The organism is Actinophytocola sp., assembly GCF_035762905.1.
In the GTDB taxonomy this organism is placed as follows: Bacteria; Actinomycetota; Actinomycetes; order Mycobacteriales; family Pseudonocardiaceae; genus DASYTH01.
Map to the genome: position 1 here is coordinate 99717 of NZ_DASUCC010000149.1, position 23376 is coordinate 123092.

Here is a 23376-nt window from a genome sequence, read left to right on the forward strand (position 1 = left end):
TACCCGGGTGGACCCGCTGACCCACCTCAACGCCGGCAAGATCAGGGATCTGTACGCCTACGGTGCCGACCTCCTGCTGGTCGCCTCGGACCGGATCTCGGTGTACGACGTCGTGCTGCCGACCGCCATCCCGGACAAGGGCGCGCTGTTGACCCGCCTGTCGGTCTGGTGGTTCGAGCGGTCCGCGGACATCGCGCCCAACCACCTGATCTCGGCGACCGACGTGCCCGCCGAGTTCGCCGGCCGGGCGATGCGGTGCCGGCGGCTGACGATGCTTCCGGTGGAATGCATCGCCCGCGGCTATCTCGCCGGCCTCGGTCTGCGCGAGTACCAGGAAACCGGGAGCGTGTCCGGAATCCCGCTGCCGCCCGGACTTCAGGAGGGCAGCGAACTTCCGGAGCCGATCTTCACGCCGACCACCAAGGCGACCGGTGGCGGGCACGACGAGTTCATCACGTTCGACGATGTGGTCCATTTGGTGGGCAAGGAAACCGCCGGCCGGCTGCGCGAGCTCACCCTCGCGCTCTACCGGCGGGGCGCGGAGCACGCACGGGAAAAGGGAATCATCGTCGCCGACACCAAGTTCGAGTTCGGCGTCGACGGGAACGGCGAACTGGTCCTCGGCGACGAACTGCTCACCTCCGACTCGTCGCGATTCTGGCCGGCGAGCGAATGGCGGCCGGGTGGTCCACAACGGTCCTACGACAAGCAGTTCGTGCGGGACTGGGCGGCCGGGACGGGCTGGAACAAGGAGCCGCCCGGGCCGGATGTTCCGGATCACATCGTGGCGGCGACCCGCGCGCGGTATGTGGAAGCTTACGAGTTGATCACCGGAATGACCTGGTCGGCGCCCGGCGCGCCTAGCTGATGATCACGATCGGGCCGACTAACGTGGCAGGGTGACGAGGTGAAGTCTGTTCATGGCCAAGAGGAGGCCTGAGATGCGCCCGCTGCGGATCATCGGGCTCGAGGATGACGGCCGGACCGTCATCGTCGAGGACCCGGCCCGCGGTGAGCGTTTCCAACTTCCCGCGGATGAGCGGCTGCGGGCAGCAGCCCGGGGAGACATCACCCGACTCGGCCAGATCGCCATCGAGCTGGAGAGCCAGATGCGTCCTCGAGAGATCCAGACCCGCATCCGCGCGGGAGAGTCCGTCGAGCAGGTGGCCGCGGTGGCCGGATTGCCCGAGCACAAGGTCGAGCGGTTCGCCTACCCGGTGCTGCTCGAGCGGTCCCGCACCGCGGACCTGGCTCAGCGGGCGCACCCGGTCCGCGAGGACGGGCCGGACGTGCAGACCCTCGGCGAGGTGGTGGCGCATGCGTTCGGCTCCCGGGGACAGGACTACTCGGTGGCCACCTGGGACTCCTGGCGCGGCGAGGACGGCAAGTGGGTGGTGCAGCTGTCCTGGACCGCCGGGCGCTCGTTCAACCGGGCGCACTGGGCGTTTCACCCCGGCGCGCACGGCGGCACCGTCACCCCGCTGGACGACCAGGCGATCGACCTGATCGACCCGAGCTCCAACCGCCCGCTACGCACGGTCCGCCCGGTGACCCGGCTGGCCCAGCAGGCGCTGGAGGCGGCGGCGCAGACCCAGCAGGCCGAGCCGCGCACCGAGCGGCAGGCGGTGGGCGGCGGCGAGCCGCCCCGCCGGCACACCCCGGCCGAACCGGACCCGGAGCAGCGCACCGACCAGGACTACGTCCAGGACTTCGAGCTCACCCCCGAGCCGGTGACTCCCCCGGTCCAAGCACCGCCGGTCCAAGCACCGCCGGTCCAGACACCCGCTGTCCAGGCACCGCCGCCACCCCCGGTCAAGCCGCAGCCGCAGCCCGAACCCGCGGCCACCGTCCCGCCGCCGGCCGCCGCCGCGCGGCCGGCACCACGCGCGGAGCCGCAACCGGCCAAGCAGCCCGAACCGGAGCCGGCCCCGGCCGCCGAGCCCGCGCCGGCCGCCCCGGCGCCCGCCGCGGCCCGGCGGAGCAAGAGCAAGAAGGGTCGCCCGATGGTGCCGTCCTGGGAGGACGTCCTGCTCGGCACCCGGTCCAACCGGGGCTGACCCGCGCTACCCGGTCAGCGTCGGCACCTGGTCGAGCAGGTGCAGGTCCCAGCCCTCCCGCTCGCACCAGTCCTCGGCCTCCTGCCGGGTCAGGCTGGTGCGTCCGGTCGGTCGCGCGCCGGCCAGCCTGGTCCAACCGTCCGGTGCCAGCAGGTAGAGCTGGCCGTCGCGCAGGGCCAGCAGCCGGCCCTCGGGGAACGCCATGGTCGGCTCGGTGCGCAGGAACCGCACCGGCTCCGCTCGGGTCATGACCGCACCGTAAACCGATCGGGTACGACCTCGCCCCTCGACGGGTGAAAACCCGTTCCACCCGGGCAAACTCGCCGTTCACCGCTCGGGGCTCCGCCAGGATGCCGACGTCCACCGGCCCCGACCCGAGGGATCCCCGAACGATGCGCCTCAACGGCGGTACCCGCCCGCTGACGCTCGCGGCCGTCGCCGCGCTCACCGCCGCCGCCCTGGCCTGGCCGGCCACCGGGCCGCCATCCGCGGTCCACGTCCGGCCCGCGCTCTCGGGCCCCGAGATCGCGTTCCAGCAGACCGTGACCGGGCCGCCCAACATGGTGGCGATGCTGACCGTCGGGATCGGCGTCGTCAGCCTCGGAATCGGCCTAATCCTCCTCGGACGCCGCAGGCGGCGGCACGCGCGCCGCTGAACCGTCCCGTGCCGCCCGTAAAGCGGATGCCGGCGATGGTGACGATCCGTTACCGTCGTTGGTCGGGCGGCGAGGGGACGAACCGGTGGAGCATGGCGGCAAGGTACCGAAACGCGGCTCCAGCTTCGCGTCGTTGCGGCGGCTCGGACCGTATCTGCGGCCGGTCCGGGGGCGGATGATCGGTTCCGGGCTGGCCGTGCTCGGGTCGATGATCTGCGGGTTGACCATCCCGCTGGTGATCCAGCGCATCCTGGACGGGCCGGTGGCGACCGGCGACACGGCGGCGCTGCCCTGGCTGGTGCTCGGGGTGGCGGCGCTCGGCGCGACCGAGGCGACGCTGTTCTTCGTCCGGCGCAAGGTGATCGTCGGTCCGGCCACGCAGACCGAGGCTCGGATGCGGATGGACCTCTACCGGCACCTGCACCGCCTGCCGATCTCGTTCCACGACCGCTGGCAGTCCGGGCAGTTGCTCTCCAGGGCGGTCACCGACCTGTCCACGCTGCGCCGGTTCATCGCGTTCGCGGCGATCTTCCTGGTGATCAATACCAGCATCCTGGTGATCGGCCTGGTGTTGCTGTTCGTGCTCGCCCCGGTGCTCGGGCTGGTCTCACTCTGCTGCGCGGCGCCGCTGATCCTGATCTCCACGGTGTACGAGTCGAGGTACGCGCTGCTGACCCGGCGCAGCCAGGACCAGGCTGGCGACCTGGCCACCACGGTGGAGGAGTCGGTGCTCGGCATCCGGGTGCTCAAGGCGTTCGGGCGGGGGCCGAGGCTGGCCGCCGAGTTCGCCCGGCAGGCCGGCGAGCTGCGCCGCACCGAGCTGACCATGGTGCGGGTGCTGGCGCTGCTCTGGGCGGCGATCATCATGCTGCCCGAGCTGAGCATCGCCGGCCACCTGCTGTTCGGCACGCTGGGCATCGCGAACGGGACCATGACGGTGGGCACCCTGGTCGCCGCCGTCACCATCGCGACCTACCTGCGATGGCCGACCGACTCGATCGGCTGGCTGCTGGCCGAGACCAACCGGGCGGCCACCGCGGCCGAGCGGTACTGGGAGGTCCGGGACACCCCGCTGACCATCGTCGACCCGGACCGGCCGCGGCCGCTGGCCACCCCGGTGCGCGGGCACGTCCGATTCGACAACGTCCACTTCGGACATTCCGGCGACCGGAGCGCGGTGCTCCGCGGGGTCACCCTGGACGTGCGGCCGGGCGAGACCGTGGCCCTGGTCGGCGCCACCGGCAGCGGCAAGACCACGCTGACCGCGCTGGTCCCCCGGCTGGCCGACGTGACCGGTGGGCGGATCACCATCGACGGGGTGGACGTGCGCCGGCTGACCCTGCACGACCTGCGTTCGGTGGTGGCCACCGCGTTCGAGGAGGCGGTGCTGTTCTCGGCCAGCGTCCGGGAGAACGTGGCGATGGGCGCGGACGGGGTGACCGAGGACGACGTGCGCGCGGCTCTGCGGATCGCCCAGGCCGAGGAGTTCGTCGCGGCGCTGCCGTGGGGCCTGGACACCCGGATCGGCGAGCAGGGCCTGTCCCTGTCCGGCGGTCAGCGGCAACGGCTGGCCCTGGCCCGCGCCGTGGTCGGCCGGCCGGCGGTGCTGGTGCTGGACGACCCGCTCTCCGCACTGGACGTGGCCACCGAGGCCGAGGTGGAGCGCGCGCTGCGCAGCGTGCTGCACGACGTGACGGCCCTGGTGGTGGCCCACCGGCCGAGCACCGTGCAGTTGGCCGACCGGGTCGCCCTGCTCTCCGACGGCGTGATCACCGCGGTGGGCACGCACTCGCACCTGTTGGCCCACAACGAGGAGTACCGATCGCTGTTGTCCACATTGGACAGAAACCGGGACGAGGTGTCGGCATGAGTGGGCCGGCGGTGTCTGGACCGAGGAGCAGCGCAGGAAGCGAGGAACGAGCGACCGAGCAGCGCACGAGGGAAGACACCGCACCAACGGCCCACTCACGCGAGCGGAGCGAGCCAGAAAAACACTGGGAGGGGGTGGCGGCGGAGGAGGTCGAGGAGCTCGACCAGCGCACCGGGGTGCTGCTCCGGGCGCGGTCCCGGCGGTTGCTCGGTTCGCTGCTGCGGCCGCACCTTGGCCGGGTCGGGCTGGCGCTGTTGCTGGTGTTGGCGGAGAACCTGGCCAGTCTGGCCGGGCCGCTGATGATCGCGGTGGCGATCGACGCCGGGATTCCGGCGGCGCTGGCCGGAGACACCACGGTGCTGCTCTGGTGCACCGGCGGCTACCTGGTCGCCGCGCTCGGCTCGGCCGGCGGCCGCTACCTGTTCCAGCGGGTGTCCGGCCGGCTCGGTCAGGACGTGCTGTTCGAACTGCGCCAGCGGATCTTCCGGCACGCGCAGCGGCTTTCCCTGTCGTTCCACGAGTCCTACACGTCCGGCAAGGTGATCTCCCGGCTGACCAGCGACGTGGACGCGCTCAAGGACATGCTCGACGACAGCATCGAGGGCATGCTGTCCGCCGTGCTGTCGGTGGTCGCGATCGGCGTCATGCTCGTGGTCCTCGACCCGCCGTTGGCCCTGCTGGTGCTGGCCGCGTTCGTGCCGCTGCTGTGGGTGACCCGCTGGTTCTACCGCACCTCGCGGCAGACCTACCGGGGTACCAGCGGTGCGATCGCGAAGATCATCGTGCAGTTCGTCGAGACGATGAACGGTATCCGCGCCGTGCAGGCGTTCCGCCGCGCGCCGCGGAACGAGACGATCATGGGCGAGCTGAACGAGCGGTACCGCAAGGCCAACCGGCGGGCGTTCGGTCTGGTCGCCACCTACACGATGACCGTGCGCATGGTGGGCAACCTGTCGCTGGCGCTGGTCCTCGCGATCGGCGCCGCCAGGGTGATCGGCGGCGGGCTGGAGCTCGGCGTGCTGACCGCGTTCCTGCTGTACCTGCGGCGGTTCTACGACCCGCTGGACGACATGGCCATGTTCGCCAACACCTACTCCTCGGCAAGCGCCTCGCTGGAGAAGATCTCCGGGCTGCTCGAGGAGACCCCGGAGGTGGACGAGCCGGCCGACCCGCAGCCGCTGCCGCACCGGGACGGCGGCGGCGGCCGGGCGATCACGTTCGACCGGGTGTCGTTCCGCTACGGCCCGGACACGCCGGTGGTGCTGCCCGAGTTCGACCTGACCATCCCGGCCGGGCAGACCGTGGCGCTGGTCGGGGCGACCGGAGCCGGCAAGTCCACGATCGCCAAGCTGGTCGCCCGGTTCTACGACCCGTCCACCGGCACGGTCGCGCTGGACGGCGTGGACCTGCGCCGGATCACCGACGCGCGGCTGCGGGCGGCGACCGTGATGGTGACCCAGGAGAGCTTCCTGTTCGCCGGATCGGTGGCGGACAACATCGCGCTCGGCCGGCCGGAGGCGAGCCGGGCCGAGGTCGAGGCCGCGGCAAGGGCGGTCGGCGCCGAGGAGTTCGTGCTGCGCCTGCCGGACGGCTACGACACCGACGTGCGCAAGCGCGGCGGCCGGCTCTCCGCCGGACAGCGCCAACTGGTGGCGTTCGCCCGGGCGTTCCTGGCCGACCCGGACGTGCTGGTGCTCGACGAGGCCACCTCCAGCCTGGACGTGCCGACCGAGCGGGCGGTGCAGGCGGCGCTGGAGTCGGTGCTGGCCGACCGGACCGCGCTGATCATCGCGCACCGGCTGTCCACCGTCCTGATCGCCGACCGGGTGCTGGTGGTCGACGGCGGCCGGATCGTCGAGGACGGCTCACCGGCCGACCTGGTCGACGGCGCGCCGGCCGGCGGCCGGTTCGCGGCGCTACACCGGACCTGGCTGAACTCCCTGGTTTAGAAGACGATGAACGGCAGGGCCAGCCAGCCCGCTCCGATCGCGGCGGCCACGCCGAAGGCGACCCAGCGCCAGATCGGGGTCCGGCGCACCAGCCAGATCGACGGCGCGAGGCCGACGGTCACCACCACGTTGGAGCCGATCGCCAGCAGCGGGTTGGTGGCGGCGAGCGTGCTGGCCAGGGTGAGCACCGCGTAGAACACCAACGCGAACACGAACGCCGAGACGGTCAGCCCGGTCGGCCAGGGCACCGGCTCCGCGCTCGCGGCGGGTGCCGGGCGCGGCTCCGGTTCGACCGGCGGGTCCACGATGGACTCCGCACCGGTGACCGGGTCGACGTAGCCGACCGGCGCGCCGATCGACGCGGCCAGCCGGCCGGCGAGCTGCAGCCCGCGCCGGGTCACCACGTCCCCGGCCGCGCCGTCCGGGGTGCTGCGGGCCACCGCGCTGGCCACCCGGGCCCACTCGCGCAGCGCCTCGGGCAGGTCGCCGGCCAGGGCCAGCGCGCCCGGGTCCACCTCGTGCTCGGTGTCGCCGTCCCGGGCGACCAGCACCGCCCGCTCGTCCAGCACCCGCAGCCGCACGACGGACACGGTCTCTTCCGCGGTCACGAGCCGACCGTACCGAGCGCGTGGAAGGCGACCGCCCCCGCGGTGGCCACGTTGAGCGAGTCGACCCCGGGGGCCATCGGGATGCGCACCGCGACGTCCGCGGCCTCGATCGCCTCCGCGCTCAGGCCGGGGCCCTCCGAGCCGAGCAGCACGGCCACCCGGGCCGCGCCGTCGGCCGCCGCCAGCAGCGGCAGGGCTCCCCCGGGGGTGAGGGCCAGCACCCGAAAGTCCTGGTCCCGCAACCATTTCAGCCCGGCCGGCCAGGGTTCGAGCCGGGCGAACGGGACCGCGAGCACGTGCCCCATGGACACCCGCACGCTGCGCCGGTACAGCGGATCGGCGCAACCCGGGCCGAGCAGCACGGCGTCCACGCCGAAGGCGGCGGCGTTGCGGAACAGCGCGCCCAGGTTCTCGTGGTCGCCGACGCCTTCCAGCACGGCGAGCCGGCGCGCCCGGCCGACCAACTCCTCGGCCGCGGTCGGCGGCACCCGGTCGGCCACCGCGAGCACGCCCCGGTTGAGGTGGAAGCCGACCACCTCGGCCATCAGCTCGGCCGAGGTGACGTAGGCGGGAATGTCCACATCGGCCAGTGCGGCGGCCAGCTCGTCGATCCGCCGCGCGGTGCCGAACACCGCCCGCGGCGGGTAGGGCGAAGCCAGCAGGCGGAGCACGACCAGCACGCCCTCGGCGATCACCAAACCCTTACCGCCGGGCCGGTCCGGGCGCCGGTCGGCCCGGGTGAGATCGCGGAAGTCGGCCAGTCGCGGGTCCGCCGGATCCGTCACCTCGATCTCCCGCGCCACAACGCAGAGTGTCCCATGCCTGCCCAGCGCGAGACATGTCACAACGCCCCCGGCGACGCTGGGTTGCCCGCCACGAGCTGCGCGTATTCGCCTGCCGCAGATCGGGTAAACCGCCGTGCACCTTTTGGGCGCTAGAAAAATCGTTATTCAATGTGTCACGGTAAATATCCCGCTCAGCACCCGGGCGATACCCCGCGCTTGAGGAGGACGGCATGGGCAGCACCGTTACGACCGTGTCGTTCAGTGGGGCGGATCGGCACCGCTACCGGCAGAAGGTGCAGCGCTGCCTGGACGCCCTGGCGCGGATGCTGACCGAGGGCGGGTTCGCCAGCTCGCCGCCGCGGATGGGGCTGGAGATCGAGCTGAACCTGATCGGCGCGGACCTGGGCCCGGCCATGGCCAACGGCGTGGTGCTGGAGAAGCTCGATGATCCGGCGTTCACCATCGAGCTGGCGCAACACAATCTGGAGTTCAACGTCGCGCCCCGGCTGCTCGGCGGCAACCAGGTGATGGAGCTGGAGCTCGAGCTGACCGAGGCGTTGGCCGACGCGAACTTCAAGGCGCAGGACGCCGGCGCCACCATCGTGCTCACCGGGATGCTGCCCACCCTGCGCGAGGTGCACTTCGACCAGCGATGGCTGTCCGACAGCCCGCGCTACACGCTGCTCAACGACCAGATCTTCGCGGCCCGGGGCGAGGACATGGTGCTCAACATGGAGGGCACCGCGATCCCCGGCCAGCGCACCGAACGGCTGCGCAGCTCGGTGAACTCGATCGTGCCGGAGTCGGCGTGCACGTCGACCCAGCTGCACCTGCAGGTCGAGCCGGAGCACTTCGCGGCGAACTGGAACGCCGCGCAGTGCCTGGCCGGTGTGCAGGTGGCGATCGCGGCCAACTCGCCCTTCCTGCTGGGCAAGGCGTTGTGGCACGAGACTCGGATCCCGCTGTTCCTGCAGGCCACCGACACCCGGCCGGACGAGCTGAAGAACCAGGGGGTCCGGCCGCGGGTGTGGTTCGGCGAGCGGTGGATCACGTCGATCTTCGACCTGTTCGAGGAGAACGTGCGCTACTTCCCCGGTCTGCTGCCGGAGTGCGATGCCGAGGACCCGTTCGAGGCGCTGGATTCCGGGCGGGCGCCGGCACTGTCCGAGCTGCGGCTGCACAACGGGACGATCTGGCGGTGGAACCGCCCGGTCTACGACGTGCACGACGGCGTGCCGCACCTGCGGGTGGAGAACCGGGTGCTGCCGTCCGGTCCGACCGTGCTCGACCTGGTGGCCAACGCGGCGTTCTTCTTCGGCGCGCAGCGGGCGCTCGCGGTGGCCGAGCGTCCGGTGTGGACCAGGATGTCGTTCGAGGCCGCGCACGAGAACCTGCACGCCGGGGCGCGGCACGCGTTCGGCGCCCGGCTGTACTGGCCGGATCTCGGCTGGCTGTCGCCGGACGAGTTGGTGCTGCGGCATCTGCTGCCGCTGGCGCACGAGGGGCTGCGGGACTGCGGGGTGTCCGATGCCACCCGGGAGCGTTATCTCGGGGTGATCGAGCAGCGCTGCCTGGTCCGGCAGACCGGGTCCTCATGGCAGCGGGACACCGTGGCGGCGTTGGAGAGCCGTGGGCTGGACCGGGACGCGGCGCTGGTCGGGATGCTGCGCCAGTACGTGGAGCTGATGCAGGCCGGCGACCCGGTGCACACCTGGATGGTGCTGCCCTGACCGTCCCCGGATACGGCGCAGGGCTCCACCGGGGGCGGAGCCCTGCTGTTCCCGAACTGACTGCCGCTCCCACCACGAAGCGGACGATGTTAGGCTAACCTAACTTCGCGGTGACCGGCAACTCCCTTTTGACCGAAATCTCCTCCTGGGCTGCCGGCGTGTTCCGCCGGCGCCGGACCAGCACCACCCCGCAGACGATGCCGGACACGGCGGCCACCAGACCGCCGAGGACGAACGGCGACCGGCCGCCGAACTCCGCGGCCAGCCAGCCGGTCATCGGCGCGCCGATCGGGTTTCCCCCGATGAACACCAGCATGTAGAGCGCCATCACCCGGCCGCGCATCTCCGGCGCCACGCTGAGCTGCATGGTGGTGTTCGCGGTGGTCATGAACGTCATCATGGCCACGCCGACCGGGATCAGCGCGAGCCCGAAGGTCAGGTACGTCGGCATCAGCCCGGCAAGCACCTCCAGCACGCCGAACGTCACCGCCGCGCCGACCAGCAGGCGCGGCGTCGGCCGGCCCCGGGTGCTGCGCCGGGCGGCCAGCAGCGCGCCGGTCAGCGAGCCGACCGCGAGCAGCGTGGAGAGCAACCCGTAGGCGTCGGCCTGCCGGTGGAACACGGTGGCCGCCGCGATGGCCAGCGTGGCGAAGAACGTGATGGCGAAGGTGCTGACACAGAACACCAGCACCAGCACGGTCAGCACGTCCGGCCGGCCGCGCACGTACCGCAGCGCCTCGCGCAACTGTCCGCTCTTGCGCGGCACCGGTTCGCCCCGGTGCAACTCGGCCGGGTTCATCCGGAGCAGTTGGGCGATCACCGCGACCGTGCTGACCGCGTTGACCAGGAACACCGGGCCGGTGCCCACCCAGATGATCATGAATCCGGCGATGGCGGGGCCGACCACCCGGGCCAGGTTGAACGTGGTCGAGTTCAACGCCACCGCGTTGGTCAGGTGCTCCCGGCCGACCATCTCGGCCACGAACGACTGGCGCACCGGCATGTCCCCCGCGGTGAACACGCCGAGCGCGAAGCAGAGCAGGTACACCTGCCAGAGCTGGACCAGACCGGTCACGTCCAGCACGCCGAGCACCAGGGCGCAGCCGGCCATGCCGCTCTGCACCACGATCAGCATCTTGCGCTTGTCCAGCCGGTCGGCGAGCACGCCGGCCCACAGCGTGAACATCAGCGTTGGCAGGAACTGCAGGGCCGCCGCGATGCCCAGCGCCAGCGGGTCGTAGCCGGTGAGCGTGAGGACCAGCCAGTCCTGCGCGATCCGCTGCATCCAGGTGCCGATGTTGGACACCACCTGCCCGGAGGCGAACAGGCGGTAGTTGCGCAGCCGGAGCGAGGCGAACATGCCCCGTTGCGCCCCCGCGGGCGTCGAGGACTCTGCTTGCGGTAGGCCTGACTCGCGACCATCGCCATGGCCCCGGGTCCGACCCAACCACACCATCAGTCCTGTTGCCCCGCCATCCTGTCGATGATCTCCGCCGCTTCCGCGAGCGTGTTCCGTTCCGCGTCGGTCAGCTCGGCCAGCCGCTTGTCCAGCCAGGCCTCGCGGGCCGAGATGTCGGCCAGCACGTAGCCCCGGCCCGCCTCGGTCAGCTCCACGATGGACTGCCGGCCGTCGGTGGGGTGCGGCCGCCGGCTGACGAAGCCGGCATCCTCGAGCGCCGCGATCACGCGGGTCATCGATGGCGGCTGCACGACTTCCTTTGCGGCCAGCTCACCGGGGGTCATCGACCCACACTTGTCCAGCGTGGACAGCGCCGAGAACTGGGTCAGCGTCACCGTGCTGCCGCTCCGCTGGGCGCGGAGCCTGCGGTTGAGCCGGACGCTGGCCAACCTCAGGCGACTGGCCAGCGAGCGCTCGTCGCCCTGCTGCGGCATATAGTTAGCATACCTCACTAATTACTTAGCCGAGGGCCTGCTGGATCGGTCCGATCGCGAAGTACACCCCGAACGCGCCCGCGATGATCCACATCAACGGGTGGATGCCGCGCACCCGGCCGGTCAGCGCGCGCAGCAGAACGTAGCTGATGAACCCGGCGCCGATGCCGTTGGCGATCGAGTAGGTGAACGGCATCACGACCATGGTCAGGAACGCCGGCAGCGCCACCGTGAAGTCGGCGAAGTCGATCTCCTTGATCTGCGCCATCATCAGCACGCCGACGATGACCAGCGCGGGCGCCGCCGCCTCCACCGGGACCACCTGGTAGAGCGGGGTGAAGAACATGGCGAGCAGGAACAGCAGACCGGTCACCACGTTGGCCAGGCCGGTCCGGGCGCCTTCGGCGATGCCGGCGGCGGACTCGATGAAGACGGTGTTCGAACTGGACGAGGCCGCGCCGCCGGCCACCGCGCCGAGCCCGTCGACGAACAGCGCCTTGCCGACGCCGGGCAACTGGCCGTCCTGGTCCACCAGGCCGGCCTCCTTGCCCAGACCGGTCATCGTGCCGATGGTGTCGAAGAAGTCGGTCAGCACCAGAGTGAACAGCAGCAGCGTTGCGGTGATCACCGGCACCTGCACCCAGGCGTCGAAGTTGAAGTCGCCGAGCAGGGACAGGTCCGGCGTGTCCACCACGCTGTCCGGCGCGGCCGGGTAACCCAGGTTCCAGCCCTTCGGGTTGGTGCCGCCGGACGGCCCGGCCTTGGCGATCGCCTCCACGATGATGGCGATGATCGCGGTGGCGATCACCCCGATCAGGATCGCGCCCTTGACCCGGCGGGCCACCAGCACCCCGGTGATCACCAGCCCGAGGACGAACACCAGGGTCGGCCAGGACGCGATCGACCCGTTGATGCCGAGCCCGACCGGAACCGTGGTGTTCGCCGCGTCCGGTAACCGGCGCACGAATCCGGCGTCCACCAGGCCGATCAGCGTGATGAACAACCCGATCCCGACCGCGATGGCGGCCTTGAGCGAGGGCGGCACCGCGTTGAACACCATCGTGCGCACCCCGGTGACCACCAGCACCAGCACCACGAGGCCGTTCAGCACCACCAGCCCCATCGCCGCCGCCCAGCTCATCTGCGGCGCGATGGTCACCGCCACGAACGCGTTGAGCCCCAACCCGGTGGCCATCGCGAACGGATAGTTGGCCACCAGTCCGAACAGGATGGTCATCACGCCGGCCACCAGCGCGGTCACCGCGGCCACCTGCGCCACCGGCAGAATGTCGCCGAACTCGTCGCGGTGCGCCCCCGGCCCGTCCGCGCTGAAGCTCCCGATGATCAGCGGGTTCAGCACCACGATGTAGGCCATCGTCACGAACGTGACCAGCCCGCCCCGGATCTCCCGCCCGGTGGTCGATCCCCGCTCGCTGATCTTGAAGAACCTGTCCAGCGCCCCCCGCCGCGGGGTGGTGTCCGCCGTCTCGGTGTCAGTCGGTGCAGCCATGCGGGGTAGCCTCCCCGGGTGGCGTCCGAAAAGGAACACCAAGGGCCAACCGATACACAGAAGTCACTTCGCCCCCCACCCCCCCTGCCGGCACGCCTGCTCGCCCTCCCGCCACTGGTCTACGTCGGCACCGCGATCTGGTTCGCCGCCGCCGGTGTCTTCGCGGTGCTGCACTACGCCTTCGAACTCGTTCCCGCCGGCTGGCTCTGGACCGCCCTCGCCGGCGTCTTCCTCGGTTTCATCGGCATGCCCATCATGTGGTGGCAGACCTCCGCCTCGCGCCGCGGCACCAGAACCGCCCAACGCAACCTCTGACCGCCGGGCCGAATCTCCTCTCAGCCGAGGACGGTGCGGGGTTCCGGTTCGTTGATCAGGGTGGCCAGCGTGTGCCGGTCCGGCCAGCCGCCGGTGGACCAGGCGAGGGCGCGGGCGAGGCCGTCGGCGGAATCCTCGGTGTGCAGGGTCCCGTCCGGCGTGCTCCACCAGGGGACGCGGGTGCCGTCGACGACCAGTTCGTCGTGCACCAGCGGGCCGCCCGGGGGCACCGGCAGGTCGAGCAGGTCGCAGGCGGCGACCACGGCGCCGAGGTCGGCCCAGGGCACGTACTCGCCCGAACTGTCCACTGTGGCCGGTACCTCGGTGGTGGCCAGGGACAGGTCGAGGACCTCGGCGAGGGACGGGGCGAGCGCGAAGTCCTCGCCGGCGGAGACCACCCGGTCGTCGGGCAGCACCCCGAGCGGCCAGGGGGCGTCGAGCACGACGCAGTCCTCCGCCGGGGCGACGGTGCCGGCGAGCGTGCGCACCGCCTCCGGTGGGTCGAGGCGATCCGGGTCGGCGGCGGCCAGCGTCGCGTGCGCCCGCAGGACCACGCCTTGCGGGACGGCGCGGGCCGGATCGGCGAGGCGGGCGAGCAGGTCGGCCGGGTCGGCGGCGTCCAGGGTGGCCAGCACGCCGATCGCGGTGAGCAGGTGCTCGGGCAGGTCGAGGTCAGCGACGGGGTCGTACAGGCCGGTCAGCGCCGCCGCGCCGGGGAGCCGCCAGGAGCGCGGCGGGGCGCCGGCGAGCACGCCGTTGCGGGCGATCCACCAGGAGGTGTAGCCGCCGGGGTGAATCAGCGCGCGCCAGGTGTCCGGCTCGCCGGCCAGCAGGCGCAGCGCGGCCGGCCAGGCGTCGGCGGCGACCAGGTCGAGGTCGCGCACGGCCAGCACCCGGTCCGGGGGCTCGGGCGCCGCGTCCCACCAGTCGCCCTCGCCGTCCAGGTCGTGGTCGGGGACGGTGGGTTCGTCGTCGTCCAGCACGGCGAACGAGGCCAGCACCCCGGCTGCGGTGAGCACCGAGGCCGGCCACGCCTTGGCCACCCGGTCGGCCAGCACGCCCAGCGGCGAGTCCGGCACCAGCAACTCGAGAAACGCGGCCCCGGGCAGCGCAAGTTCGTCGGCGCGGCGCCAGTCGCCGTCCGCGTCCGGCAGGGCCAGCGCGCCGAGCCACGGGTGCTCACCCGGCCGGACGCCCACCTCGCCGACCAGGCGCAGCACCACGTCGATCAGGCCGGAAACGTCCACACCGGACTCGGCGTCGTCCAGGCTGCGCTCGACCGCGTCCTGCACCGGGTCCGAGTCGAGCAGGTCCTCCGGCTCGCCGCGCCGGGCGCCCAGCCGCTCCAGCAACGGGTGCGCGGCCCTCGGGTGCACGATGCGCAACCCGCCGAGATCCACCGGGCCGTCGTCGAGCCGGTAGTCGACCATCAGCACGCCGCTCGGTCCGGGCAGCGTCCGCCCGTCGACCAGCGGCACCGGCAGCGCGGCCAGCTCATCCCGCACGGTCGAGTCCACCTCGGCCAGCGGGGCCAGCGCGGTGTACAGCCGGTGCCACCAGACCGGCCCCCGGTCGATCCCGGTCACCGCCTCGATCACCCCGGCGATCCGCAGCCGGGGCACACCGAGCACGGCAAGCGCGCCGGCATGGGCGCCCTCGCCGAGCGACCCGGCCAGCACGTCCGGCAGCACCCCGGCGACCAGGTCGGCCAGTGCCGTGCTCGGCACGTCCAGCACGGTGGCCCGGGCCGGCGCGAGGTCCGGCAGCGCGGTCTCCCCGGCGCGCTCGCCGGCCGGCGGCAGCCAGCGGGCCGTGCGCAGCTCGGCGATCACCAGCTCCCGCATCCGATCGTCCACTTCGGACAGCGGGAACTCGGCGCGCGGCACGAGCAGGGTGCGTTGCTCCGGCGCGATCCGCCGGACCAGCTCCGGGTACCGGCGCGCGGCCTCGACCAGCACCGCGTCCGCCGCCGGTCCGGGCAGCAGCCGGCGCCGGGACGGCTCGATCGGCAGCGCGGCGATCAACCTGGCGGGCAGGGACATCCGCTCGTCGGTCGGGGTCGGCGCGTGCAGTACGTCGGACTCCAGCGGCAGCGGGGTGCCGTCCTCGGCCACCGGCACCGCCCAGCAGGTCGTCCACTGTGGACGATCACGGGCCTCGGTGCCCAGCCGGTCGAGCAACTCGGCCGGCAGCTCGCCGGAATCCCGCTGCACCAACCAGTACGACACGCCGGCCGGACCGTGCAGCTCGACCCGGCCGTCGATCTCGATCCGCGACCAGGCCGCGTCACCGATGTCGATGCGCTGCAACCCGCGCAGGGACAGCAGCAGATCGACCGCGGAAGCGGCGAACCCGGCCATCAGCTCGGCGCCGGACACCCCGGGCCGCAGCGGCAGCCGCACCTCGGTGTCGTACCCGGCCGGCAGCGCGGGCTCGTCCGGACCCACCGGCCAGACCAGGCGCAGCACCGGAACCCGGCCGCCCCGCTCGGCGGCCCGCCCGGCCAGCGCCGGCTGCGCCGCGACCGCCGTCGCCGTCCGGTCCGCGGCGAACTCCACCCCGCCCGAGGTGGACACCACCCGCGGCGCGTCGGTCACCGACAGCACCGCGGCGAACCCGACGCCGAACTGCCCGACCCCACCGCGCTTGGCCGACGCGCGCAGCGACGCCAGCGCCGCGACGCCGGTGGTGTCCAGTGGCGCGCCGGTGTTCGCCGCGCGCAGCTCGTTGTCCACAATGGACAGCTTGAGCACGCCCGGCCGGCCGGTGGCACTCGCCGCGTCCGCGGCATTCTGTGCCAGCTCGACCAGCAGCCGGTCCCGGTAGGCGCCGAGCCGCAGATCCTCCTCGGCGTTGGCGTCCTCGCGGAACCGGGTCGGCGAACTCGCCCAGCCGGCCAGCACCGACTCGCGCAACGGCGCCGTGCCGAACGGGTCCCCGTTCACTCCGCGGGGGCGGCGGGGGCCGGCTCGTCCAGCTCGACCACCTCGATGTCCAGCAGCGCGTTGTCGTCGTAGATCAGGTCGGCCACCAGCACCGGCGAGACCTGCTCCACCTCGGCCTCGGAATGCGCGCCGCAGCCGTACTCGATGTGCACCAGGTGCCCGTCGGCCGGGGCGATCTCGTTTCCGCAGACGCCGAAAGCCGCCCGCAGCGACCCGTCGACCGGCAGGTAGAACCCGCACGTGCCGCACTGCCCTGGCGCGCCCCGGGCCATGTCCGACCGCGGTCCGAACTCCCCGCTCTTCCACCGCTGCGCCGCCTCCAGCCGCGCCGGGCGGGACATCACCCGGACCCGGCCGAGGCCCAGCTCCAGCGCGGTCTCCTCGACCGCCGGATCGTCGGACTCCAGGTAGGCAGGCACCAGCCGGGGGTCGTCCGGCGCGGTCGGCATCAGGTCGCCGACACCGAGGTCGCCGGCCTGCACCCGCTCCTGCCACGGCACCCAGTCCGGCGCCACCAGCGCGTCCGGGCCGGGCAGCAGCACGACCTCGCTGACCGTCACGTCCTCGTCCACCCCGGCGGCGGCCACGGTGACCGCCCAGTGCCAGCCCCGGTACCCGGGCCGGTGCGCGGCGAAGTGGTGGGTGACCGCGCCGCCTTCCTCCAGCTGCACGCCGACGTGCGCGCCGATCTCCTGCTCGTCCGCGTCCTCCTCGGCGGCCGCGCGGGCCAGCTCGATCGCGTCGGAGAGCTGCCGAAGCAACGGATCCGCCGGGTCCGCGGATCCCGCCTGGGGACGCTGCGTGGAATTCATCACCCATGATTGTGCAACATGGTGGGGTGCCTAGGACGACCCTGGTCTCCGTTTTCGTGACAAGCGCGGCGCTCGCGGCCTTCGCCGCCGGCTGCGCCACCGCCGAACCCGAGCCGAACGCGGCCGCACCGGCCGCCGACCCCGCGGCCCCGCAGCGGCTCAGAGCCGAGGTCAAGGAGGTGTTGCCGCACGACCCGGAGGCGTTCACCCAGGGCCTGGAGATCGCCGACGGCACGCTCTACGAGGGCACCGGGCTCAACGGCAAGTCCAGCCTGCGGGCCACGGACCCGGCCACCGGCGCGGTCCGGCAGCGCACCGAGCTGCCGGCCGATCTGTTCGGCGAGGGCATCACCGTGGTCGGCCCGACCATCTGGCAGCTCACCTGGCAGAACGGCGTGGCGATCAAGCGGGACCGGGCGTCGCTTGCCGAGCAGCGCCGGGTCGAGTACCCGGGCGAGGGCTGGGGCCTGTGCCTGGACCAGGCGGCCAACCGGCTGGTGATGAGCGACGGGTCGGACCGGCTGACCTTCCGTGACCCGGAGACCTTCGAGCCGACCGGCGAGGTCCGGGTGACGTCCAACGGCGCACCGGTCGAGGAGATCAACGAGCTGGAATGCGCGCAGGGCGCGGTGTTCGCCAACATATGGAAGACCGACAAGGTGGTGCGGATCGACCCCGGGTCCGGCCGGGTCACCGCCGAGGTGGACCTGTCCGGCCTGCTCACCCAGGAGGAGGGGGCCAAGGCCGACGTGCTCAACGGGATCGCCGCGATCCCGGGCACCGACGAGTTTCTGGTCACCGGCAAGTACTGGCCGAAGATGTTCCGGGTGAGCTTCGTCCCCTGATCGTGGGCGCCAACCGTCTGCGTGCCGGCCGGCCGGTACGGCAGGATGGACACGTGGGCCGCAAACGCAGGAGTTGGACGGGTGGCGAGGCGCGCCGCCCGCAGCCGCAGGCCCACAACTCCCCGCCGCCGAACGAGGATCTGCGCCGCACCCAGCCGGTCCGGCGCAACCCGCCGTACGCGCCGCAGCACCGGCTTCCACCGCCCCCGCCGCGGATCGAGACCTACGGCGACGTGGACCCGTCCTACCGCCCGGCGAACCGCGCTCCGCAGCCGCCGCAGCACCCACCGCCCCAGCCGCCCCCGCCGCCACCGAACCAGGCGCAGCAGCCGCAGCAGCAGCCCGCGCGGCCGGCCGAGCCGGCGCCGACCCGCGTGGGCGAACCGCCGGTCTACCCGAGAAAGCTGACCGTCACCCGGGTCGCCGCCATGCGCAGCCGCGAGCTCGGTGGCCGGGCGGTGCAGGCGTTCCGCCGGGCGACCCGGGCCGACGGCGCGCACGAGTCCGGGCTCACCGCGCTGACCTACACCTCGATGCTGGTCTATGCCAGCGACGCGGCGATGGCCGTGGCCCTGGCCAACGTGCTGTTCTTCTCGCCGGCCAGCACCGACTCCAGCAAGGGCAAGGTGCTGCTCTACCTGCTGATCACGGTGGCGCCGTTCGCGCTGATCGCTCCGGTGATCGGGCCCGCGCTCGACCGGATCCAGCGGGGCCGCCGGCTCGCCATGTGCGTGGCCGCGGTCGGCCAGGCGCTGATGTGCCTGCTGATGGCCACCAACTTCGACACCTGGCTGATCTACCCGGGCGCGCTGGGCAAGATGGTGCTGTCCAAGTCGTTCACGGTGCTCAAGGCCGCGGTCACCCCGCGGGTGGTGCCGCCGGAGATCACGCTGGCCAAGACCAATGCCCGGCTGACCGTGTTCGCGTTGATCGCCGGAATGGCCGCCGGGGCGCTGGCGGCCATGGTCGCGAAGGTGTTCGACTCGCCGGGGGCGCTCTGGTTCACCGCCCTGCTCTGCGTGGCCGGCGCGATCCAGGCGCTGCGCATCCCGAGCTGGGTCGAGGTCACCGAGGGCGAGGTGCCGGCGTCGATCTCGGCGACCCCGGACAAACCGCGCCGCCAGCCGATGGGCCGACATGTGGTCGTCGCGCTGGCCGGCAACGCCACGATCCGGGTGCTCTCCGGGTTCCTGATGATGTTCGCGGCGTTCGCCGTGCGCGCCCAGCACGAGGGTGACGCGTTCACCCAGCTGATGCTGCTCGGGCTGATCGCGGGCGGGGCCGGGGTGGGCAGCTTCGCCGGCAACCTGATCGGCGCCCGGATGCACGTCGGGCATCCGGAGACCCTGGTGATCGGTTGTGTGGCCAGCGCCCTGCTGGCCACGCTGGTCGCCACCGTGGCGCCGTCGGTCGGCACGGCGGCGCTGGTCGCGCTGGTCGGGGCCACGGCGAGCGCGCTGGCCAAGAACAGCCTGGACGCGGTGATCCAGGACGACCTGCCAGAGGAGTCGCGCGCGTCGGCGTTCGGCCGCTCGGAGACCGCGCTGCAGCTGACCTGGGTGCTCGGCGGCGCCGTCGGCCTGCTGCTGCCGCCGACCTGGTGGGTCGGCTTCCTGGTGGTGTCGATCATGCTCGGCATCGGCCTGGCCCAGACCGTGCTGACCCGGCAGGGCAGGACGCTCGTCCCCGGGTTCGGCGGCAACCGGCCGATCCGCCCGCGCCGCACCGACTCCGCCCCCCAGCCCGCCCCGGCACCGTCGCCATCGCCACATCCGGAACCACAGCCCGGCCCGGCCGGACCCCACCCGTAGCCTCGGTCCATGCGCCGTACCGCCTCGCTGGCCGGGCTCGCCGGGCTGGCCGTGCTGACCGCCGGCTGCTCGGATCCGCCACCGCCGCCGCTGCCGGAGATCGGCTTCTCGGCGGCGGCCAACAGCGTGTCCGCCCGCCCGTTCCTCTACTGCGACGTGCTGGTGACGAAGTGTGACCGGAACGACGGTGCGCTGGCCCGGATGCCGGTACCGCCGGGCACCCCGGTGCGGATCACCGTGCCCGAGGAGGTCCGCGAATCGCCCTGGTCGGTCGTCGTGCAGTACCGCACCGCCACCGGCGAGCAGAAGGACCCCGAGACCGTGGCGACGTTCGTGCCCAACCAGAGCAGCGAGTACACCGTGTCACTGGCCGAGGACGGCGCCCAACTCCAGACCGTCGAGGTCAAACAGGCCGGCGCCAAGCAGGACGAGTCCGCCGCCCCCGGCGACATCCAGCTGCTGGCCAGGGGGGTGTGGTCGCTGCAGGTCGAGTCGAGCTGAGACCGCCGAAAACTGATAAACCCGGCCCACGAGGGGCCGGGCGGATACGAAACCCATGTTACCCCTCGACGGGGACGACCGGGAACTGGAGCACTACCAGCCCAGCGGCTTGGTGTAGCTCCCCGCCGGATCAGGAAGCTGGTGACTGCGGTAGTCCACCGCGGCCAGCGTGCGCCACCAGTGCCTGCCCACGCCACCCCGGGTGCGGACGACAGATCGCCCGCGGTGTAGCCGGAGCCCGGATTGACCATCCCGACCGGCACACGTCGCCAGGCCTCGTGCACCGGCAGCCGCAGAGCCTTGAGGTAGACGTCCTGGTCGGCGGCACCGCTGGGGTTGGCACGGCCGTTGATCCGGGCCGTGCAGTACACCAGTCGACTCACCGCTGCGCCCGGGCAGAGCCGAGCCTGCTCCGCGACGAGAACCTCGATCGGGTGATGGGCGCCTAGGGATCAAGCTCGCGGGCGACGGCGCGGACTACGTCGGCGACGAGTTTGGTGTTCTTGCGGTCCGGGTATTTGCCGCGGCGCAGGTCGGGTTGGATCTTGGCCTCGAGGAGTTTGATCATGTCCTCGACCAGGCCGTGCAGTTCCTCGGCCGGGCGGCGGCGGGCCTCGACGACCGAGGGTGGCGGGTCGAGCAGGCGGACCGAGAGGGCTTGCGGGCCGCGTCGCCCGTCGGCCACCCCGAACTCGATCCGCTGACCCGCCTTGAGCCCGGGGATTCCCGGGGGTAGAGCGGAAGACCGGACGTAGACGTCCTCGCCACCGTCCTGGGTGACGAACCCGAAGCCCTTCTCCGAGTCGTACCACTTGACCTTGCCGGTCGGCACAGCCCCTCACCATTCCTGTCGTCCACACACGAACGCGCCCCAGGCGTACCCAGGGCGCGCCGTCCTAGCCTATGCCACGCAGCCCGTTATGGCGAAGTTCGATACGGCATTCATGCGTGTTTCGCCTCGGCGGCGCCCTGCAACCCCAGCAGCTCAATGGAAACCGCGCGCATCTCCACCTTGCGGATCTTGCCGGTGACCGTCATCGGGAACTCGTCGACCACGTGCACATAGCGCGGGATCTTGTAGTGCGCCAGCCGGCCGGCGCAGAACTCGCGCAGCGCCTCGGCGGTGAGCGGCTCGGCGCCCTCCCGCATCCGCACCCAGGCCATCAGCTCCTCGCCGTAGCGCTCGTCCGGCACCCCGATCACCTGGGCGTCCAGCACGTCCGGATGCGTGTAGAGGAACTCCTCGATCTCGCGCGGATAGATGTTCTCCCCGCCCCGGATCACCATGTCCTTGATCCGCCCGGTGATGTTCAGGTACCCGTCGTCGTCCATGACCGCCAGGTCCCCGGTGTGCATCCAGCGCGCCGCGTCGATCGCCTCGGCCGTCTTGTCCGGCTGCTCCCAGTAGCCGAGCATCACCGAGTAGCCACGGGTGCAGAACTCGCCGGGGGTGCCGCGCGGCACGGTCAGCCCGGTCTCCGGGTCGACGATCTTCACCTCCAGGTGCGGGTGCACCCGGCCCACCGTGGACACCCGCCGGTCGATCGAGTCGTCCGCCCTGGTCTGGGTGGACACCGGCGAGGTCTCGGTCATGCCGTAACAGATGGTCACCTCCGCCATCCCCATCCGCTCGATGACCTGCTTCATCACCTCGACCGGGCACGGCGAGCCGGCCATGATCCCGGTGCGCAGGCTGGACAGGTCGTACTCGTCGAAGCTCGGCTCGGCAAGCTCGGCGATGAACATCGTCGGCACCCCGTACAGCGACGTGCAGCCCTCCGCGGCCACCGCCGCCAGGGTGGCCTTCGGGTCGAACGCGGGCGCCGGGATCACCATGCAGGCGCCGTGGCTGGTGGCCGCCAGGTTGCCCATCACCATGCCGAAGCAGTGGTAGAAGGGTACGACTAGTAATACCTTATCGTGCTCCGTGTAGGAGCAGCCCTCACCCACGAAGTAGCCGTTGTTCAGGATGTTGTGGTGCGAAAGCGTTGCGCCCTTGGGAAAGCCGGTGGTGCCCGAGGTGTACTGGATGTTGATCGGGTCGTCCATCGACAGCGTGGCCGCTCGCTCGACCAGCGCCGCCCGGTCAGCTCCGCGCCCGGTCTCCACCAAGGACGTCCAGGCGTCCCGCCCGATCAGGATCACCTCACGCAGCGCCGGACACTTCGGCCGGACCTCCTCGATCATGGCGGCGTAGTTGGAGGTCTTGAAACTGGGCGCGGCCACCAGGGTGCGGATGCCGGCCTGGTTCAGCACGTACTCCAGCTCGTGCACCCGGTAGGCCGGGTTGATGTTCACCAGGATCGCGCCGATCTTCGCCGTCGCGTACTGCGTGATTGCCCACTCCGGCAGGTTCGGTGCCCAGATCCCAACCCGGTCGCCCCGCGCCACACCCAGGTCGAGCAGACCGAGCGCCACGGCATCAACGTCGGCCGCCAGCTCGTTGTAGGTCCACCGCCGCCCGGACGGCACATCTATCAGTGCGTCCCGGTTGCCGTGTTTGCCCACCGTGCGGTCGAAGTTCTCGCCGATCGTCTCCCCGAGCAACGGCACGTCCGAGGTGCCGGATGCGTAACTGGGCAACGCGGGCACGACCTGACCCATGACCGACCTCCCTGCTGGGCACCGCCAACACCCGCATGTCTACCTCGGGGCGTCCCCCCGCGCCATGCCCTTCCCGCCCAGCGCCTGGTCAAGGCCGGGCGAGCGCGCGCCGCCTGGCACGCGCCCACCGAGCCGATGTCACGCCTGGCCGCGCGCCGCAGTGACAAGCGAGACGATCTCCGGTGCCCGCGCGAGGAAGACCACGGCCATCATCGCGATGACGATGATGACCAGCAGAATCAAGATCACCACGCGCTGAAAGACAGCCGGCTGGCGGACGACCTCCCGCAGGAGATCCCATCGCCGGGCTGGTTCCGGCGGGACCTGCCGTCGCGATGCTGTCCGGCGCCGGGGGTGCGGGGAAGGTCGATCAGGGTTTACCGTCGACACGGTGCGTGCCTCCTGCCTTCGAAGGTTCAACAGTGGCGCCACCGGGGTGGTCTCCTGTCGCGAGCAGGAGGCCACCTACTCATTGAACCCCTTCT

20 protein-coding genes are annotated in these 23376 nt (G+C 71.9%); 10 read left to right on the forward strand and 10 right to left on the reverse strand.

The genetic code is table 11. The features are described from left to right. Window positions 1-7: 7 nt before the first annotated feature. Together VFV67_RS32830 and sepH are read left to right on the forward strand one after the other, a co-directional pair. Window positions 8-868, forward strand: a complete 861-nt coding sequence (locus VFV67_RS32830) for a phosphoribosylaminoimidazolesuccinocarboxamide synthase (RefSeq protein WP_326474594.1) — start codon at window positions 8-10, stop codon at window positions 866-868. Window positions 869-941: 73 nt separating this feature from the next. Continuing rightward, entirely contained in the window at window positions 942-2057 is a 1116-nt protein-coding gene (gene sepH / locus VFV67_RS32835; RefSeq protein WP_326474595.1) for a septation protein SepH, read from the forward strand. Between the two features lie 6 nt (window positions 2058-2063). Here sepH and VFV67_RS32840 read toward each other — a convergent pair whose 3' ends face one another. Continuing rightward, the gene (locus VFV67_RS32840; protein ID WP_326474596.1) at window positions 2064-2306 is read right to left on the reverse strand and encodes a hypothetical protein; all 243 of its coding nucleotides are present in this window, start codon (window positions 2304-2306) and stop codon (window positions 2064-2066) included. A 143-nt stretch (window positions 2307-2449) separates the two neighbouring features. On the opposite strand from VFV67_RS32840, the gene VFV67_RS32845 reads away from it, so the two are divergent. The 3 genes from VFV67_RS32845 to VFV67_RS32855 all read left to right on the forward strand — a co-directional run bounded on the left by VFV67_RS32845 (window position 2450) and on the right by VFV67_RS32855 (window position 6532). After that, the gene (locus VFV67_RS32845; RefSeq protein WP_326474597.1) at window positions 2450-2713 is read left to right on the forward strand and encodes an LPXTG cell wall anchor domain-containing protein; all 264 of its coding nucleotides are present in this window, start codon (window positions 2450-2452) and stop codon (window positions 2711-2713) included. A gap of 85 nt (window positions 2714-2798) precedes the next feature. Continuing rightward, on the forward strand, window positions 2799-4583 hold the full coding sequence (locus tag VFV67_RS32850) for an ABC transporter ATP-binding protein (RefSeq protein ID WP_326474598.1): 1785 nt from the start codon (window positions 2799-2801) through the stop codon (window positions 4581-4583). Between the two features lie 134 nt (window positions 4584-4717). Further along, complete coding sequence (locus VFV67_RS32855; protein ID WP_326474599.1) at window positions 4718-6532, forward strand: ABC transporter ATP-binding protein; 1815 nt, start codon at window positions 4718-4720, stop codon at window positions 6530-6532. On the opposite strand, the gene VFV67_RS32860 is transcribed toward VFV67_RS32855, so the two are convergent. Both VFV67_RS32860 and VFV67_RS32865 read right to left on the reverse strand, forming a co-directional pair. Further along, on the reverse strand, window positions 6529-7140 hold the full coding sequence (locus tag VFV67_RS32860; RefSeq protein ID WP_414636392.1) for a DUF2537 domain-containing protein: 612 nt from the start codon (window positions 7138-7140) through the stop codon (window positions 6529-6531). The genes VFV67_RS32855 and VFV67_RS32860 overlap by 4 nt on opposite strands. Continuing rightward, the gene (locus tag VFV67_RS32865; protein ID WP_326474600.1) at window positions 7137-7943 is read right to left on the reverse strand and encodes an RNA methyltransferase; all 807 of its coding nucleotides are present in this window, start codon (window positions 7941-7943) and stop codon (window positions 7137-7139) included. The genes VFV67_RS32860 and VFV67_RS32865 overlap by 4 nt, the downstream gene beginning before the upstream one ends. Window positions 7944-8155: 212 nt before the next feature. Here VFV67_RS32865 and VFV67_RS32870 point away from each other — a divergent pair, with 212 nt between their 5' ends. Further along, window positions 8156-9655, forward strand: a complete 1500-nt coding sequence (locus VFV67_RS32870) for a glutamate--cysteine ligase (protein WP_326474601.1) — start codon at window positions 8156-8158, stop codon at window positions 9653-9655. A gap of 94 nt (window positions 9656-9749) precedes the next feature. On the opposite strand, the gene VFV67_RS32875 is transcribed toward VFV67_RS32870, so the two are convergent. The 3 genes from VFV67_RS32875 to VFV67_RS32885 form a co-directional block, all read right to left on the reverse strand. Next, window positions 9750-11015, reverse strand: a complete 1266-nt coding sequence (locus VFV67_RS32875; RefSeq protein ID WP_326474602.1) for an MFS transporter — start codon at window positions 11013-11015, stop codon at window positions 9750-9752. A 95-nt stretch (window positions 11016-11110) separates the two neighbouring features. Next, window positions 11111-11548, reverse strand: a complete 438-nt coding sequence (locus VFV67_RS32880) for a MarR family transcriptional regulator (protein ID WP_326474603.1) — start codon at window positions 11546-11548, stop codon at window positions 11111-11113. Between the two features lie 25 nt (window positions 11549-11573). After that, the gene (locus VFV67_RS32885) at window positions 11574-13058 is read right to left on the reverse strand and encodes an NCS2 family permease (protein WP_326474604.1); all 1485 of its coding nucleotides are present in this window, start codon (window positions 13056-13058) and stop codon (window positions 11574-11576) included. An 18-nt stretch (window positions 13059-13076) separates the two neighbouring features. Between VFV67_RS32885 and VFV67_RS32890 the strand changes: the two genes are divergently transcribed. Next, complete coding sequence (locus VFV67_RS32890) at window positions 13077-13373, forward strand: DUF2530 domain-containing protein (protein ID WP_326474605.1); 297 nt, start codon at window positions 13077-13079, stop codon at window positions 13371-13373. A gap of 20 nt (window positions 13374-13393) precedes the next feature. On the opposite strand, the gene VFV67_RS32895 is transcribed toward VFV67_RS32890, so the two are convergent. Together VFV67_RS32895 and VFV67_RS32900 are read right to left on the reverse strand one after the other, a co-directional pair. Then, window positions 13394-16318, reverse strand: a complete 2925-nt coding sequence (locus VFV67_RS32895) for a sacsin N-terminal ATP-binding-like domain-containing protein (protein WP_326474606.1) — start codon at window positions 16316-16318, stop codon at window positions 13394-13396. Continuing rightward, window positions 16315-17130 (reverse strand): DUF3027 domain-containing protein, encoded by an 816-nt coding sequence (locus VFV67_RS32900; RefSeq protein WP_326474607.1) that lies wholly within the window; start codon window positions 17128-17130, stop codon window positions 16315-16317. The genes VFV67_RS32895 and VFV67_RS32900 overlap by 4 nt, the downstream gene beginning before the upstream one ends. Window positions 17131-17135: 5 nt before the next feature. Here VFV67_RS32900 and VFV67_RS32905 point away from each other — a divergent pair, with 5 nt between their 5' ends. From VFV67_RS32905 to VFV67_RS32915, 3 genes are read left to right on the forward strand one after another with little or no spacing between them, the layout of a single operon-like run. After that, window positions 17136-17975: a glutaminyl-peptide cyclotransferase gene (locus tag VFV67_RS32905; RefSeq protein WP_414636393.1), complete on the forward strand. Its 840-nt coding sequence runs from the start codon at window positions 17136-17138 to the stop codon at window positions 17973-17975. A gap of 53 nt (window positions 17976-18028) precedes the next feature. After that, on the forward strand, window positions 18029-19786 hold the full coding sequence (locus tag VFV67_RS32910; RefSeq protein ID WP_326474608.1) for an MFS transporter: 1758 nt from the start codon (window positions 18029-18031) through the stop codon (window positions 19784-19786). Window positions 19787-19795: 9 nt separating this feature from the next. Next, a complete protein-coding gene (locus tag VFV67_RS32915) occupies window positions 19796-20287 on the forward strand; it encodes a DUF2771 family protein (protein ID WP_326474609.1) in 492 nt (163 codons plus the stop codon). Window positions 20288-20732: 445 nt separating this feature from the next. On the opposite strand, the gene VFV67_RS32920 is transcribed toward VFV67_RS32915, so the two are convergent. After that, a complete protein-coding gene (locus tag VFV67_RS32920) occupies window positions 20733-21119 on the reverse strand; it encodes a cold-shock protein (protein WP_326474610.1) in 387 nt (128 codons plus the stop codon). Window positions 21120-21229: 110 nt separating this feature from the next. Continuing rightward, window positions 21230-22891, reverse strand: a complete 1662-nt coding sequence (locus tag VFV67_RS32925) for an AMP-binding protein (RefSeq protein WP_326474611.1) — start codon at window positions 22889-22891, stop codon at window positions 21230-21232. Window positions 22892-23376: the final 485 nt, after the last annotated feature.

Excerpts from the sequence above, each read along its gene's own strand:
- sepH (WP_326474595.1), top strand. The coding sequence starts at position 942 with ATGCGCCCGCTGCGGATCATCGGGCTCGAGGATGACGGCCGGACCGTC.
- VFV67_RS32840 (WP_326474596.1), bottom strand. The coding sequence starts at position 2,306 with ATGACCCGAGCGGAGCCGGTGCGGTTCCTGCGCACCGAGCCGACCATG.
- VFV67_RS32845 (WP_326474597.1), top strand. The coding sequence starts at position 2,450 with ATGCGCCTCAACGGCGGTACCCGCCCGCTGACGCTCGCGGCCGTCGCC.
- VFV67_RS32870 (WP_326474601.1), top strand. The coding sequence starts at position 8,156 with ATGGGCAGCACCGTTACGACCGTGTCGTTCAGTGGGGCGGATCGGCAC.
- VFV67_RS32875 (WP_326474602.1), bottom strand. The coding sequence starts at position 11,015 with ATGTTCGCCTCGCTCCGGCTGCGCAACTACCGCCTGTTCGCCTCCGGG.
- VFV67_RS32880 (WP_326474603.1), bottom strand. The coding sequence starts at position 11,548 with ATGCCGCAGCAGGGCGACGAGCGCTCGCTGGCCAGTCGCCTGAGGTTG.
- VFV67_RS32885 (WP_326474604.1), bottom strand. The coding sequence starts at position 13,058 with ATGGCTGCACCGACTGACACCGAGACGGCGGACACCACCCCGCGGCGG.
- VFV67_RS32900 (WP_326474607.1), bottom strand. The coding sequence starts at position 17,130 with ATGAATTCCACGCAGCGTCCCCAGGCGGGATCCGCGGACCCGGCGGAT.
- VFV67_RS32905 (WP_414636393.1), top strand. The coding sequence starts at position 17,136 with ATGATTGTGCAACATGGTGGGGTGCCTAGGACGACCCTGGTCTCCGTT.
- VFV67_RS32915 (WP_326474609.1), top strand. The coding sequence starts at position 19,796 with ATGCGCCGTACCGCCTCGCTGGCCGGGCTCGCCGGGCTGGCCGTGCTG.
- VFV67_RS32925 (WP_326474611.1), bottom strand. The coding sequence starts at position 22,891 with ATGGGTCAGGTCGTGCCCGCGTTGCCCAGTTACGCATCCGGCACCTCG.